14 protein-coding genes and 3 pseudogenes are annotated in these 15149 nt (G+C 36.7%); 9 read left to right on the top strand and 8 right to left on the bottom strand.

From position 1 onward, the window contains the following. A pseudogene (locus tag BK574_RS28555) lies at positions 1 to 502 on the top strand (transposase); the annotation flags it as partial. 147 nt (positions 503 to 649) lie between these two features. Then, positions 650 to 1240 (top strand): CGNR zinc finger domain-containing protein, encoded by a 591-nt coding sequence (locus tag BK574_RS21540; RefSeq protein ID WP_078430049.1) that lies wholly within the window; start codon positions 650 to 652, stop codon positions 1238 to 1240. A gap of 72 nt (positions 1241 to 1312) precedes the next feature. Here BK574_RS21540 and mnmA read toward each other — a convergent pair whose 3' ends face one another. Beyond that, positions 1313 to 2428, bottom strand: coding sequence for a tRNA 2-thiouridine(34) synthase MnmA (mnmA, locus tag BK574_RS21535; RefSeq protein ID WP_078430048.1), 1116 nt, complete (start codon positions 2426 to 2428; stop codon positions 1313 to 1315). 107 nt (positions 2429 to 2535) lie between these two features. Here mnmA and BK574_RS21530 point away from each other — a divergent pair, with 107 nt between their 5' ends. Next, complete coding sequence (locus BK574_RS21530; protein WP_338020611.1) at positions 2536 to 2781, top strand: isochorismatase family protein; 246 nt, start codon at positions 2536 to 2538, stop codon at positions 2779 to 2781. A gap of 204 nt (positions 2782 to 2985) precedes the next feature. Here BK574_RS21530 and BK574_RS21525 read toward each other — a convergent pair whose 3' ends face one another. Both BK574_RS21525 and BK574_RS27140 read right to left on the bottom strand, forming a co-directional pair. After that, positions 2986 to 3171, bottom strand: coding sequence for a hypothetical protein (locus BK574_RS21525; RefSeq protein ID WP_078430047.1), 186 nt, complete (start codon positions 3169 to 3171; stop codon positions 2986 to 2988). A 173-nt stretch (positions 3172 to 3344) separates the two neighbouring features. Further along, a pseudogene (locus BK574_RS27140) lies at positions 3345 to 3464 on the bottom strand (cytochrome c biogenesis protein CcdA); the annotation flags it as partial. Positions 3465 to 4109: 645 nt separating this feature from the next. Here BK574_RS27140 and BK574_RS21520 point away from each other — a divergent pair. The 5 genes from BK574_RS21520 to BK574_RS21505 all read left to right on the top strand — a co-directional run bounded on the left by BK574_RS21520 (position 4110) and on the right by BK574_RS21505 (position 8554). Beyond that, positions 4110 to 5123 (top strand): DUF3231 family protein, encoded by a 1014-nt coding sequence (locus BK574_RS21520; protein ID WP_078430046.1) that lies wholly within the window; start codon positions 4110 to 4112, stop codon positions 5121 to 5123. A gap of 50 nt (positions 5124 to 5173) precedes the next feature. Next, positions 5174 to 5524, top strand: a complete 351-nt coding sequence (locus tag BK574_RS21515; protein WP_078430045.1) for a DUF3231 family protein — start codon at positions 5174 to 5176, stop codon at positions 5522 to 5524. 5 nt (positions 5525 to 5529) lie between these two features. Further along, positions 5530 to 6003, top strand: a complete 474-nt coding sequence (locus BK574_RS21510) for a hypothetical protein (RefSeq protein ID WP_078430044.1) — start codon at positions 5530 to 5532, stop codon at positions 6001 to 6003. Positions 6004 to 6062: 59 nt separating this feature from the next. After that, complete coding sequence (locus tag BK574_RS27690; protein WP_158211715.1) at positions 6063 to 6224, top strand: hypothetical protein; 162 nt, start codon at positions 6063 to 6065, stop codon at positions 6222 to 6224. Between the two features lie 794 nt (positions 6225 to 7018). Continuing rightward, on the top strand, positions 7019 to 8554 hold the full coding sequence (locus BK574_RS21505) for a malate:quinone oxidoreductase (RefSeq protein ID WP_274379440.1): 1536 nt from the start codon (positions 7019 to 7021) through the stop codon (positions 8552 to 8554). A gap of 62 nt (positions 8555 to 8616) precedes the next feature. Here the strand turns inward: BK574_RS21505 and rnjA are convergent, their stop codons facing one another. Continuing rightward, the gene (rnjA, locus tag BK574_RS21500; RefSeq protein WP_078430042.1) at positions 8617 to 10290 is read right to left on the bottom strand and encodes a ribonuclease J1; all 1674 of its coding nucleotides are present in this window, start codon (positions 10288 to 10290) and stop codon (positions 8617 to 8619) included. Between the two features lie 206 nt (positions 10291 to 10496). Here rnjA and BK574_RS29320 point away from each other — a divergent pair. After that, positions 10497 to 10697 (top strand): annotated as a pseudogene (locus BK574_RS29320) (universal stress protein); the annotation flags it as partial. A gap of 290 nt (positions 10698 to 10987) precedes the next feature. Here the strand turns inward: BK574_RS29320 and BK574_RS21490 are convergent. From BK574_RS21490 to BK574_RS21475, 4 genes are all read right to left on the bottom strand, one after another. After that, on the bottom strand, positions 10988 to 12127 hold the full coding sequence (locus BK574_RS21490; protein WP_078430040.1) for a glycerate kinase: 1140 nt from the start codon (positions 12125 to 12127) through the stop codon (positions 10988 to 10990). A gap of 15 nt (positions 12128 to 12142) precedes the next feature. Beyond that, positions 12143 to 13444: a TRAP transporter large permease gene (locus tag BK574_RS21485; RefSeq protein WP_075387919.1), complete on the bottom strand. Its 1302-nt coding sequence runs from the start codon at positions 13442 to 13444 to the stop codon at positions 12143 to 12145. After that, the gene (locus tag BK574_RS21480) at positions 13422 to 13937 is read right to left on the bottom strand and encodes a TRAP transporter small permease (RefSeq protein ID WP_078430039.1); all 516 of its coding nucleotides are present in this window, start codon (positions 13935 to 13937) and stop codon (positions 13422 to 13424) included. Before BK574_RS21480 ends, BK574_RS21485 begins: the two co-directional genes overlap by 23 nt. Before the next feature lie 122 nt (positions 13938 to 14059). After that, on the bottom strand, positions 14060 to 15100 hold the full coding sequence (locus BK574_RS21475; protein ID WP_078430038.1) for a TRAP transporter substrate-binding protein: 1041 nt from the start codon (positions 15098 to 15100) through the stop codon (positions 14060 to 14062). Positions 15101 to 15149 lie beyond the last annotated feature (49 nt).

Raw genomic sequence — 15149 nt, 5'->3', positions numbered from 1 at the left:
CCATCCATTAGTTGCCTTTGACGGAGTAACAGGCGATTTCCTTAAAGCCAAGCTACGACCTGGGAATGTCTATACCTCTAATGGTGTTGTGGAATTTATACAACCTCTCATTGAACATTACAACGAAAAATTCCCAGAGACGACATCATTTATTCGCGGGGATAGTGGGTTTGCCGTACCTGCTTTGTATGATTTGTGCGAAAAAGAATCGGTTTATTACGTGATTCGGCTCAAATCCAATGCAAATTTGCAACGAATCGCGGATGAACTCCTTCCATCATCTCTACCTTCCGATGTTACGAAGGCAGAATGCTATTATGAAGAAACTATTTATCAAGCCAAATCTTGGGCTAAGCCTAGAAAAGTGATTATAAAATCAGTCCGCTCGGCTGGTGAATTAATTTTCAGCCATTCGTTCTTTGTCACTAATTTAGTAGATGTCTTTTCTCCCAAGGATATCGTTCTTTCTTATCAAAAAAGGGGAACGATGGAGAACTACATTATCTCAATTTGCAATTATTAAAATCAGCTAACACATTGAATTAACCACTAAAGTTAACTATTAATGGTTAATAATATACATCAATTAGAATTAACCTGTCAAATGTGATACAATAGGTTAATAATAATTTCGAATGGGAGTTAACTTATGAATCATGAGCACAAGTTCCCACTTATAACAGGGCAAATTTCTTTGGACTTAGTTAATACGGAGGTCGTTAGACATGGAACAAGATATGATTTGCTTGCTTCTACCGAGGATGTGATTGCATGGGTGGTTACTTTGCAAGAACAAAATACTTTGTACGCTAGACAGTTCTCCGCAAATGTAAATGAATGGGCAGATGAAGCATTACCACTTTTAAAAGAAGTTCGTTTATTTCTTCGTCAAGGATATGAACAAATGGCTAATGATCAAACACTTGCTGATAATTGGGTTAATCACCTCGAGTTTTTAATCAAAAAAGCCCCCTTTTCTTACCATATAGTAGATGGTGCATTACTACCTGTTCCTAATGGAAATTCGGTTGATTCTCTTGTAGCATTAATAGCCTTTAATGCAATTAACCTTTTCGTAACAAATGAATTAACTAATATTCATCGATGTGCCAATCCTGATTGTGTTCTATTATTTATGGACAAGAAAGGAAGACGTAAATGGTGTTCAATGAAAATATGTGGAAACCGAAACAAGGTTACTCGTCATCAACGTCGCAAAGAAAAAGGCCAACAAAAATAACCACGATAATTCGCGGTTATTTTTGTTGGTTTATTCACATATTCCAAAGATAAAAATTAAAACGTTATTATTTTACCCCACGTAAGTTAATTGTTTATTGTCACGATATACTTGATTAATAGTCCCTCCACCGAGACATTCTTCCCCTTGATAGAAAACAACCGCTTGTCCAGGGGTTATGGCACGAATCTTTTTATGGAAGATGACTTTAACTTTGGAATCTCCCAATCGTTCTACTGTTACTTGATTATCCAGTTGGCGATAGCGGAATTTTGCAGTACACTCGAATGTATCAGGTATAGATCCCTTTGAAATCCAGCTTACATTATCAGTAATGATGCTGTCTGAATATAGCATTTCATGGTGGAAACCTTGTCCAACATAAAGTACATTACTTTCAATATCCTTCCCAATTACAAACCAAGGGTCGCCTTTTCCCCCAATCCCCAATCCATGTCTTTGCCCGATTGTATAATACATTAATCCATCATGTTGTCCTACAACTTTACCGTCGAATGTTTCCATATTCCCCTTTTGTGCAGGCAAATACCCACTTAAGAACTCTTTGAAATTTCGTTCACCAATAAAACAAATGCCTGTGCTGTCTTTTTTTGATGCTGTCGCCAATTTAGCTTTGGCAGCTAATTTCCTTACTTTTGGCTTTTCCATATTACCTATCGGAAATAACACCTTACTTAACTGCTCCTCTGTTAATTGATTAAGGAAATAAGTCTGATCCTTATTTTCATCTTTCCCTCTTAACATGTGAATTTTCCCGTCTTTTCTAGCTACTCGTACATAATGTCCAGTAGCCACATAATCAGCTCCGAGGCTCATGGCATGATCTAAAAATGCTTTGAACTTGATTTCTTTATTGCAGACCACATCAGGATTTGGCGTTCTTCCCTCCTTATATTCTTCTAGGAAGTAGGTGAATACCTTGTCCCAATACTGCTTTTCAAAATTCACCGAATAATAGGGAATATCCAGTTGATTGCAGACGCGGATAACGTCCTCGTAGTCTTCTGTAGCCGTACAAACACCAAATTCGTCTGTATCGTCCCAGTTCTTCATGAATATTCCGATTACGTCATAGCCTTGCTCTTTAAGAAGCATGGCTGCAACAGAAGAATCGACTCCGCCTGACATTCCTACAACTACACGTGTGTCTTTTGGTGCTTTCTCCATTTCGTTTTCTCCTATCATTTAATATATACTTTCAATCATTAATTGTAATTTCAGGGCTTACAGGGTAAGGAAAGGCTAAAATATAATGTACACTTCCTTTGGTTTCTATGAAATGCCCACTTTTAATGGTTGTAGGTATGATGACGCATATGTGCATTGATGCAACAGTTAGAGCTGCAGTGGATCTAGGCTTTGAAACTACACTTATTGAAGATGCATGTGCGACAAGGGACTTATCTTATCAAGATAAATGCGTTCCAGCAGAACAGGTTCATTATGCATTTGTCAGCGCACTTAACGGAATGTATGCCAACGTAATTTCAACCGAGGGTTTCCTCAACAAATCCCTGTAGAAACAATGTAAGTGGGAGTTTGTTTAAAAAACAAGCTCCTTTATACCGATGTTTGACTTATTATCCAAGTTATATCTTCGAGTTTCCTGTAAATGTGCAATTAACCGTCTTTTTAGGACGGTTAATTGCCTTTTTTCTTCTTTTCACTGAGAAACTTTTATATTTCAGATGAGATTGGCTCCTTATATTTTACCAAAACTAAACTTAGATGATTTCATCATACGTATAACGGACCACATATTTATCAGTCTTTAGTTTCCTTATCTCAACATACGGACCAATTTCATAGCCATTGAACCAATTGTCATCAATCCTTGCTTTCAAACAATTCGCTTGAAATTTCGAGTGGAAGGTTTGCTTCCAATATATCCAACGTGGCTTCTTTGTCATCTTCGTTCTACCTTTCCAATCCTTTTTACTAGGGAAAAGGATGATTTTCTCTTTTTAATGTGAGGAACCATTACATGGTAACTCCAGATAGTTATGTATGTCATTTTATTAAAAATAACATTAATTGCAAGAGAACTATTTTTCTAATATTAGCAAGACCTTGTTGTTTTTTATTCACCCACCGTTACACCAGTAATATAAGAGATAAATGATAGGTATAAAGGTAGGGAACATGGAGAAATAAATGCTAATATCCCCCCTGCGAATGCAACCCATATGGTAGTGGACTCCAAAAAACCTCCTCCTATTAACCCTATTAAGGCTAAACATAATTAGCTTTATCTGAATTAACCGTTGTAATTCTATTGCACTTTCCTCATCAACGCCGATTGATTATGCATTAATCACATCCGGAATTGATAGAAATCCAGAGATGTATATTCTATTCTTCATGTTCAAACCCTCCGTTACTTGGATTTGAAAGTATTATATAGTGGATATATGTAGACAAACAAGTATGCACTTTATTTACCCATACTATCATTAAGGATAGTTAAATTATAGAAAAATCCAAAGTTACGGGGTAATCTGTCCAAGCTTATTAACTTATAGTTAATAATGGTTTTGACATATAAGTTGTCCAAATTGGGTATTTCACTCATGAATTTGGACAGTAATTTTCGAATTTCTTCAAGGTTCTTCGCTATTTCCTTGTACTGTGCAGCAGATGACTTTGTTTTGTTAGATGTTCCTTTTCAAAGTACCTCCCATTACTTTAAGACATTTATTCACAATTTTTTTCAAAGCCTCCTGTTCTTTCTGATTTGTGGTCTTATAACCATTAGAAGATATCAAAGTTACTTTTTTTTAATAAAACTGAATAAATGTCCTAAGTAAGCGGATATTATTTAATAACAATACATATGGGGGATTACTAAATGCGACAAGAAAAAAATCTAAGGCTAACATCTTCTGAGATTTCAGTGGTTTGGAGCAGCTATCAAAACAACAGTTTTTCTATTTGTATTTTAAAATATTTTTTAGCCAATGTTGATGATCCTGAAATAAAGTCAGTATTACAATTTGCGCTCGATATATCAGTTCAAAATTTTAATTTTAGTAAAGAAATACTACAAAACGATAAACAAACGTTACCAATTGGTTTTACTGATGAGGATGTAAGTCCAAATGCTCCACGTTTGTTCTCAGATTCGTTTTATTTATATTACCTTAAGAACTTGTCTAAAGTTGGGCTATCCGTTTATGGTGTAGCTTTAGCAATTGCTGCCCACTCTGATGTCCGTCAATTCTTAAGTCAAGCGATACAAACTTCAACCGAGTTATATAATAAGACAGCTGAAATGTTATTATCAAAAGGATTATTTGTAAGACCACCTTATGTAACAACGCCCGATCATGTTGACTTTGTAGACAACAAGAGTTATTTAGGCGGAATACTAAATTTGACCAACAATAATCGACCTTTGAATGTCGTAGAAATTACTCATCTAGAAGCAAATCTTGAAACAAACTCCTTAGGCACAGCTCTGATGACAGGTTTTGCGCAGGTTGCTCAATCTAAAAAAGTACGAAACCATTGTCTTAAAGGGAAGGAGATTGCAAAGAAACATGTGCAAGTTTTTACTACATTCTTAACAGATGATGACCTTCCATCACCCATGCCATGGGATTTAGAAGTAACCGATTCAACAATAGCACCATTTTCTGATAAATTAATTATGTTTCATTCATCTTTAATCATTGCATCAAGTTTCTCAAATTATGCTACCGCTTCAGCAGCAAGCTTAAGAACTGATATCGTTGCTTCTTATGTTCGCCTAACAACAGAGGTTGCTCAATATGGAAAAGACGGAGTTGACTTAATGATTAAAAATGAATGGTTAGAGCAGCCTCCACAAATCCCAAATCATAAAGCGTTAGCAAAAGGTTGATGTGTATAACTTTTATACTCTAGAAGAAAGTTGATACTCATAAAAATAAAATGAACAACGATCAGATAGAAAAGTTGCTATGGTCTATAGCATTGCCTACCTTTACTCAATTCTTAAACCCTGCACCTAATTCTTGGGATAGCCCAAGGGTTTCTGCTATTCCGACCTTCTCCGATAAGCTAATGATGATTCATGTTGCTGGATTAATTTCAGCTGGTATTAGTTATTATGGTGCTTCACTAGGATCCTCGCCTCGAAAAGATCTAGGAGTTGATTATAGCCGTCTCATACTAGAAACTAGTCAATATGCAGAGGATGGAACAAATATTATGATAAAACACGGCTGGTTGGAAAAACCCCCACAAGCTCCAGATCGTAATCAGCTTGCTAGGAAGAAGTGATACTAATGAGTCAATCTAATCCAAGTGAAAAAATTCTTTGGAGTATAGCACTACCTGGATTTGCTCAATTTTTAAATGGTAAACTTTTTAAGGGGACTGTTTTTATTTTTTTAGAGTTTTTAATTAATGTCCAAGCTAACTTAAATGCAGCAATCATCCCAAGTTTTCATGGCGATATGATAACTGCCATTGAATTAACAAACTACCAGTGGTTAATGTTCTATCCCTGTATATACTTATTTGCTATGTGGGATGCCTATCGTGATGCTGGGGGAGGCAGTGATTCCCTATCCTACCTCCCTTTCGTCTTCTCGGCGTTCATTGGTACAATTGGTGTAATTTATTCCTCGACCTTGAAATTATTTGGGTATTTATGGGGTCCTATCTTTTTACCTATTCTTTTTTTAATTATTGGGGTTGGAGTAGGCTGGATAATTAAATTAATCATCCTACAAGTGAACCATAGAAAATCAACTTAAGAAAGTTAAAACCTTTAATATCCTTTCAAATATACAGTAAAAAGGAGTAGAGCATACATATGAAAAACTTTATCCGACTAGTGTTGTTTATTATATCTTCAGTAGTAAAACTAGAAGGTGGACCTAATAGCGAACTAGATTTACTTGTTGAGTTCAAAGAAGGGCGAAGTTTATTTGATTTAATTCGCTTTAAGCAAGAAATTGAAGAATTATTAAAGTAGATGTCGTAACGGAAAATTCAATCCATAAAAGTATTAAAGATGATGTAATTAATGGAGCAATCAAACTATGAAGACTGACAAGTTTTACTTAACTCATATTTTAGAGTGTATTAAGCAGTATGCTTTAACAACAAACAAGTTATTTTGAGGAAAAGTAGCAGAGTGTGCCTCCCGTTTATGTTCTTTAGCAAACTGACCACATGCATTACCATAAAAAGTCCACATTAAATCTTAGAAAAAGTGTTTTTCGTTAATTAAAGCTCATAATTCAACCTATTTTAAGCCATATTAACGTATTTAAGATACTAAAGTTCACTGGCAGCGTAGAGTTCAGGGGTTCGAGCCCCCTATGCTCCATCTATGAAAAACCCTTGCGCAGCAAGGTTTTTTTTATGCCTGCATTTTATTAACACTGTCTAAATCCTCTACTGTTCCACAATTTCGTGGATTTTTGGAATTTCCAAATAGTGTATTTGGAAACAACAGATTTTTATCTTGATATCCTGTTCCTCATCTTTCTTTCCATTTCTCTTGCTTCTCCTTATCAAGATGCAGCACTTTAACAAGGGAAACTGAAATATCAAATGGTTCGCATTGATGTTTCAGAGCCTTGGGAACAGAATTTCCCACTTCTTACTAGTTTTTAAATAACTTATAACTACCATAATAATAGTGTATCACGATTTTTAGTTATACTTGATCCAGAAAAGATGTGTGACTGGTCGTGCCTAGGCTTACTGTAGTATCTAACAGGATTACCTACATCCTTTCTGCAAATCTTGGGGTATAGGAAGGTGAAAATGAGTAATAGACAAACTAAAGCCGATGTTATTTTAATTGGTGCTGGAATCATGAGTGCGACTCTGGGTTCACTGTTGAAAGAGTTAGCACCAGACTGGGAAATTACAGTTTTTGAAAGGCTCGCTAAGGCTGGAGAGGAAAGTTCTAACGAATGGAATAATGCTGGAACAGGGCATGCGGCACTGTGTGAGCTTAACTATACAAACGAAAAAGCGGACGGGTCTGTAGAAATTAGTAAAGCTATTAAAATTAATGAACAGTTTCAGGAATCCTTGCAGTTTTGGTCTCATCTTGTAAACAGGAAATCAATACGTAACCCACAAGACTTTATCATGCCATTGCCTCATATGAGTTTTGTTCAGGGAGATCATAATGTATCTTTTTTAAAGAAGCGATTTGAAGCAATGTCTACCAATCCTCTGTTTCAAGGGATGGAATTTTCAGATGATCCAGAAAAACTGATGGAATGGATTCCACTTATTGTGCAAAACCGTGCAGCAAATGAACCTATAGCTGCAACAAAAATTGACTCTGGAACTGATGTTAACTTTGGAGCTTTAACGCGGAAGCTGTTTGATTTTCTAGAGAGTAAAAATGTCAATATCAACTACAAACATCGTGTTGATGATATTCGTCGTACTAGTGACGACTTATGGGAAGTGAAAGTGCGGAATGTAAAAAGCGGTACTGTCGAACACCATACTGCAAAATTTGTCTTTATCGGATCAGGGGGAGGCAGCCTATATTTACTGCAAAAATCAGGTATTCCTGAGAGTAAGTATATTGGTGGATTCCCAGTGAGCGGAATATTTATGGTGTGTAATAATCCTAATGTTGTTGCAGCGCATCATGCAAAAGTATACGGTAAGGCCAAAGTTGGAGCCCCTCCAATGTCTGTTCCGCATCTTGATACACGATTTATCGACAATAAAAAAATGTTGCTATTTGGACCGTTTGCTGGTTTCTCACCAAAGTTTTTAAAAACTGGTTCAATGTTTGATTTGGTCACTTCTATAAAATCAGATAATCTTGTAACAATGTTGTCGGCAGGTGCAAAAAACATACCATTGACAAAATATCTGATAAAGCAAGTTAGGTTATCAAAAGAACAACGGATGGAAGAGTTACGTGAGTTTATCCCGAATGCCAAAATCGAGGATTGGGATTTAGTCGTAGCGGGCCAACGTGTACAAGTAATTAAAGATACTGAAGAGGGAAGAGGAATGCTTCAATTTGGTACAGAAGTGATTAGTGGATCTGATGGCTCGATAGCGGCATTACTCGGTGCTTCCCCAGGTGCTTCTACCGCCGTTTCCGTCATGCTGGAGTTAATAAAAAGATGCTTCCCGCAACATATAAAAGCGTGGGAACCGAAAATAAAAAAAATGATCCCTTCTTATGGCTTATCCCTAATGGGAAACCTCAAACTTCTGCATGAAATTCATACTTCAACAGTGCAAACGCTTGGTCTAGATGATAAAAGTCAATCAAATCTGAAAGTAAATACGAATACATTGCAGAAAGCATAAGTTACCGTTTGGGAATTTATGCTTCTTTCAGTTTTTCAAATTGTGGCGGGTAGTTTAAGTGTTTAAACTTCCATAATAACAGGAAGAATCATCGGCTTTCGCTTCGTTTCGGCATAAAGATACGGTCCAAGCAAATTACTAATCTCATCTTTAATTTCAGACCATTTTGTCGTTTTTCTGTTCATTAATTCATTCAAGTGTTCAGTGAGCTTTTCTTGCGCTTCATTAATTAAATCTCCAGACACCCTCATATAAACAAAGCCACGCGAGATAATGTCGGGCCCAGCTACCATCTTAAACTCTTTTATGTTTAAGGTAACAACGACAACAACAAGACCGTCTTCGGAAAGAATCCTCCTATCCCTTAAAACAATGTTTCCTATGTTTCCTATATCACCAATACCGCTTCCATCAACATATACTGAACCAGAAGGGATTTTTCCTGCAACACCAGCTTCATTGTTATCAAGTGCTAAAACATCGCCGTTATCTAAAATAAAACAGTTTTCCTCTTCAATGCCACAGCTCTGAGCTAGTTGAACATGATGCTTCAACATTCGATATTCTCCGTGAATAGGCAGGAAATACTTCGGTTTTATTAAACGAAGCATCAGTTTTTGCTCCTCTTGTCCACCATGACCTGATGTATGGATATCATTTAATGGTCCATGGATAACCTCCGCTCCCACTCGGAAAAGCTGATTAATGATTCGGTTTACTCTTAACGTATTACCTGGGATAGGTGAAGCAGAAATTACGACGGTATCCCCAGGAATAATTTGAATTTGCCGATGTCTCCCATGAGCAATTCGAGAAAGAGCTGCCATAGGTTCCCCTTGACTTCCTGTACATAGAATTAAAACTTTACCACTTGAAATAGAGTTAATTTTTGAGGAATCAATAAATGTGTTTTTCGGTACATTGATATAGCCTAAATCTAAAGCCAGATCGACAGCTTTTTCCATGCTTCTTCCAAAAACAGCAACTTTTCTTCCGTATTTCACAGCGGCTTCTACAGCTTGCTGTAACCGATAAATGTTTGATGCGAATGTAGCAAAAATAATTCTACCTTCGACATTCTGGAAAATATGATCAATGCTTTCGCCCACTTTTCGTTCAGACATGGTGAAACCTGGCATTTCACTGTTTGTACTATCCGATAGTAGGCAGAGAACTCCCTCTTCTCCAATTTTGGCCATTTTTGTCAAGTTTGCTGATCCTCCAACAGGCGTAAAGTCAAATTTGAAATCACCTGTATGAACAATATTTCCAGCAGGTGTATTTACAACGATACCGTATGAATCGGGGATACTGTGTGTGGTTCTAAAAAAGGAAATAGAGGTTTTCTTAAATTTTACTTCCTCGTCTTCTTTAATTTCTATTAACTTTACATCCCGTAATAATCCATGTTCCTCTAGCTGATTTCGAATTAATCCAAGTGATATTTTTCCACCGTAGATTGGAATATTCATTTGGCGCAGTAAATATGGAATACCACCTATATGATCCAAATGACCATGAGTAATAAAGAGACCTTTAATTTTGTCTACATTCTTTACCAAATAGGTATAATCAGGAATTACTAAATCAATTCCCAGCAATTCATCTTCGGGGAATTTTACCCCAGCATCAATAATAATAATTTCATCTTGATATTGTACAACGTACATATTTTTTCCGATTTCGCCCATGCCGCCAAGGGCAAAGACGGCTACTTGATGGTTTTTTACATTCATATTTATGTAGTCTCCATTTAAAACTTTTTTGTCAGTTTTTCAACGCTATTTATCTTAGCTTTAGACTGTCTTAGTTTTAAGTATACATTAATTTTTAAACGTCTTGTATTTTGCAAGTTAACTGTTGATTTGATAAGCGCTGCCGGTATCAACTACAGCACCCATTTCCTTCGTGGCGAACCCGCACCTACGCTTGTAAAGTACGCAAAACAGAAAACTTTGATCTTGTTGTTGTAGGTAGCACGGTTAAAAATAGGGTTCGGGAGCTTTTTCATAATAGTGTTAGTCATAAAGTTGCCAAAGAAGTAAGTTGCCCTGTAATGATAGTGAAACCAAGAAACTCAATTCAGCACAATCATGTGAGCGCTACCATAATGCATATAAAACAAAAACATCATCATATATAATAAATGTATCTTTATTTATTTTAACTCATTATTTTGGCAACTATGGATCGGATGCGGTTTCAAGGCTTTGTTTGTGTTTGCGTAGCGGACTGTGATCACGTTATTTGTGGAAAATTTCTCTAAATCCTAGCGTCAGTGGACACTAGTTCCGTCGCTTAGTATTAGTACATCAACTAGTTTATGTAAAATCCTTCTAATATTCCGTTCCCGTATCCTTAAATGATTAGCAATTCAATAGTTTAACCCTCTTTGAATTCAAAGAGGGTTTCTACTCGTTTCTTAATCTTTTTCTATGACTCTTTTCGCAGTTGATACACTCTCATAATCTGTTCGATCGTCTTTTCTACTAATCTTTGAACTTCCGTAATAGCTTCATAGACGGTGCAAGGTCCTGAAACGATTGGAAAAGCTGCGGCAACCCCTAATTGTGTTAATTCAGTACCAGTGAGTTCGTTACTGCCGCAAATTGCGATAACTGGGATTTGATTTTGATTTGAATAGCGGCAAACTCCCGAAATGACTTTACCAGAGAGCGTTTGTTCGTCTAATTTCCCTTCTCCTGTTACGACTAAACTCGCGCCTTCTATTGCTTGATCAAATTGTGCAACTTCCATAATCGTATCAATTCCAGACCTTACTGATGCATTTAAAAATGCTATTAAGCCAGCACCCATTCCTCCTGCGGCTCCTGCTCCTGGCGCAGAAAAAATTTCAATGTTAAACAACTCGTTAATTTTTTTACCATATTGGCTTAAGCACTCATCTAACAACACTACCATTTCAGGGGTAGCACCCTTTTGCGGACCAAAAATATGAGAAGCACCGTTCGGTCCACATAATGGATTAGTAACATCACTAGCGATGACAAAATCTGCCTCACGTAACCTGTGGTCTAATGCTGAAACATCAATACTTGATAAATGCAATAAGGCACGAACATCATTTGAAATGATTTGGTGGTCCTTATCGTAGAACTTTACGCCTAGTGCTTGTAACATACCCATGCCACCGTCATTCGTAGCACTTCCACCTAAGCCAATGATGAATTTTCGATAGCCTTGATTTAGAGCATGAGAAATCAATTCTCCCGTTCCATAGCTACTCGCCAAGAAAGGATTTCTTTCATCATTCGTTAATAAGGGAAGCCCAGATGCTTGAGCCATCTCGATAACAACCGTCTCCTTATCACCTAATACACCATAAGCTGAATCTATTTTTCTACCGATAGGATCAGACGCTGTCACTTTTTCGATATGTCCATTTGTCGCATGTACATAATTTTCCATCGTCCCTTCTCCACCGTCTGCCATCGGAATTTCTACCATTTTAGCTTCTGGAATCACCTTTTCGATCCCTTTTCGAATCGTTTGGCATAAGTCTTTTGCTGATATTGAACCTTTAAATGAATCTGGCGCTATTATGATTTTCATAGAATTTCCCCTTTTTTATTTGAATAATTGAGGTAACCATAATGAAAGTTGAGGTAAATAGGTAATTAAAACAATATTAATTAATAGTACCAAATAGAATGGAATTAATGGCTTTAAAATCTGTTCTATCCTTAAGCCTGCAATCTGACAGGCAACAAATAAATTTACCCCAATCGGTGGAGTTAACATACCAACTGCTAAATTGACGATCATAATAATCCCAAAGTGAATAGGGTCAATACCAAACATAACCGCTACTGGGGTAAGGATTGGAGCTAAGATTACGATTGCAGCACCTGTTTCTAAAAACATCCCTACAATTAACAAAATAATATTTACGAGTAATAAAAAGATAATTGGGCTATCTGATATTGAAACAAACCACTCTGCTACTTTATAAGGGATTCTTTCTGAGGTTAAAACCCATCCAAAAAGCCCAGCATTTCCAATGATAAACATGATAATGGCTGTAGAAATAACCGAATTCTTTAATACATCCATAATAATCTTTGTATTAAATTTTCTATAAACAAACATTCCTAGGAAAAAGGCATAACCTACAGCTGCTGCCGCTGCTTCAGTTGGTGTAAACACACCTCCATAAATTCCCCCTAAAATGATTACAGGCATTAGTAATGGAAGGATTGCTCTTCTAAAAGCTTTGAATCTACCACTAGCAGTCATTAATTCCTTATCTTCTTCTGTTAGAGTCTCAGGTCCACCATAACCTTTAATTTTACTAATGATAAAGATTGTTAACATTAATGATAAACCAACAAGCATACCAGGGACAATACCGGCTAAAAATAAATCACCAATTGAAATAGACATCCCTGCACTTAAAGCAAAAATAATTAATGGAATGGACGGGGGAATAATAACGCCTAGTTCACCAGAAACAGCTTGAACTGAAGTTGAAAATCCTTTCGGAAAACCTCTTCGAACCATGGCAGGTATTAATATACTTCCAATCGCCGCAACAGTTGCGGCACTCGATCCCGAAATCGACGCAAAGAACATGGCTGTTAATACGGTTACCATACCAAGTCCACCTGTAATCCGTCCAACTAACGAGTTCGCAAAATCAACTAACCTTTGCGATATTCCACTGTATTCCATAAGGCTTCCAGCTAATATAAAAAAAGGAATCGCCATTAACGTAAATGAGTCTAAGGAAGAAAAAATTCTTTGAATCGCTACTTGCAGTGAAATTCCTTCATTCATCATCGCTATCATTGATGAGAGACCCATTGAAAAAGCGACAGGTACACCGATTAAGAACATTAAAAATAAACTAATGAATAACAGTGCCGCCATCTTCCTGTCCCTCCTCATTTTTCTTAGTAAACAACTCAATTAAAATAACGGTACAATTCAGCAGTCCAAGAAAACTCCCTGCTGGTATTGCAGCATATATCCAACTGACAGGAATGTTGATAGACCCTGTCTTTTGGTGAGCCAAGCTGCTCATAATATCTAATCCATACTTTACAAGAAGGACTAAAAATACAATATTAACTAACATAATTAAAACTTGTAAGATTTTCTTAATCTTTTTTGAAACAAGAAATAATAACACCTCTACAGAAATTAACATCCCTTTACGTAATGCAATGGCGGTACCTAAAAGAACGACCCAAACCATTGAATAGCGGACAATTGCTTCGGACCAAACGAGCGGACTTTTTAACACATATCTAGCAAAGACTTGATAAATTGTTAGTAAAGTAACTATTCCAAATACAATAGCTATAAAATTAAAAACCCAACTATTGATCCTGTCTATGAATTGAACATATTTGTTTATCATTCTGAAGTCCTCCTCAATCTATAAATTCTTCATATATACACCTACAATGATAAACAGCATATACATGAAGTATTTATAGAAACAAGGGCGGGAGGAGACCCAACCCACCCTTGTTTTTTCTGTTATTTTGCTGAAAGAATCATTTCATGAATTTCTGTTACTGCTGGGAATTGTTGCTCAACAAATCCACCTAACTTTTCTTGGAAAAGCGATAGATCTGGGCGAATGACTTCCATGCCTGCTTCTTCAAGTGCTTCAAGGTAACCTTCTTCACCAGATAATACTTCATTGGCTACGTAATCTTTACCTTGACCGTTAGCAGCTTGTAATAATAACTCTTGTAATTCTGGATCAAGTGCTTCGAATTTAGAGCCGCTGATAACCATTGCAATTGGCTCTCTAACGTGCTCTGTTAACACTAGATAGTCTACTACTTCATTAAACTTAGAGTTATAAATTAAAGATAGTGGATTTTCCTGACCATCAATTACACCTTGTTGTAATGAAGTAAATACTTCACCAAATGCCATTGGTGTTGGTGCTGCTCCTAGCATTTTCCATGATTCAACGAAGACAGGGCTGTCAGGAACGCGAATACGAAGTCCGTTTAAATCTTCTGGTGTGTTTACTTCTTCATTAACTGTTAACATACGTGCACCACGAGTCCAATACGAGAGGACTTGGTTTCCAGTTTCTGCGTTAATTCGGCTAGAAATTTCTTCTCCTACTTCACCGTTGTAAACGTTATCAAAATGAGCTTGATCGTGGAACATAAAAGGTACTGTAAAAATTTGTGCTGTTTCAGAAGAACCTGATAATACGCCAGCTCCGCCTACCCAAATATCAGCTGTTCCTATATTTAATCCTTCTAGTAACTCTCTGTCATCTCCCAATGAACCGTTTTCATAAACTTCAATTACAATTCGACCATCTGTTAATTCTTCAACTTCTTCTTTAAACTGCTCCACTCCTTGAGCATGAATTTCTGAGTTTGGCCAGACATGTCCTAATTTCAGAACCGTAGCATCTACTTCTTCAGTAGGAGTAGTATCATTATTTGCAGTTTCTTCATTACCACCTGAAGAAGTATCTGATGATGAGCACCCAACTGCGAACATAAGTGACATAGCTAGAGTTATGCTTCCTACAAACAATCTCTTCATTTTAAATCCCCCTTGAAATGTATGTTTTATGTTTTAGATTAATCAAACC

It is taken from the genome of Alkalihalobacterium alkalinitrilicum (assembly GCF_002019605.1).
Taxonomy (GTDB): domain Bacteria; phylum Bacillota; class Bacilli; order Bacillales; family Bacillaceae_F; genus Alkalihalobacterium; species Alkalihalobacterium alkalinitrilicum.
The sequence above is the reverse complement of the archived record's forward strand: the minus strand, read 5'-3'. Positions and strand labels throughout refer to the sequence as shown.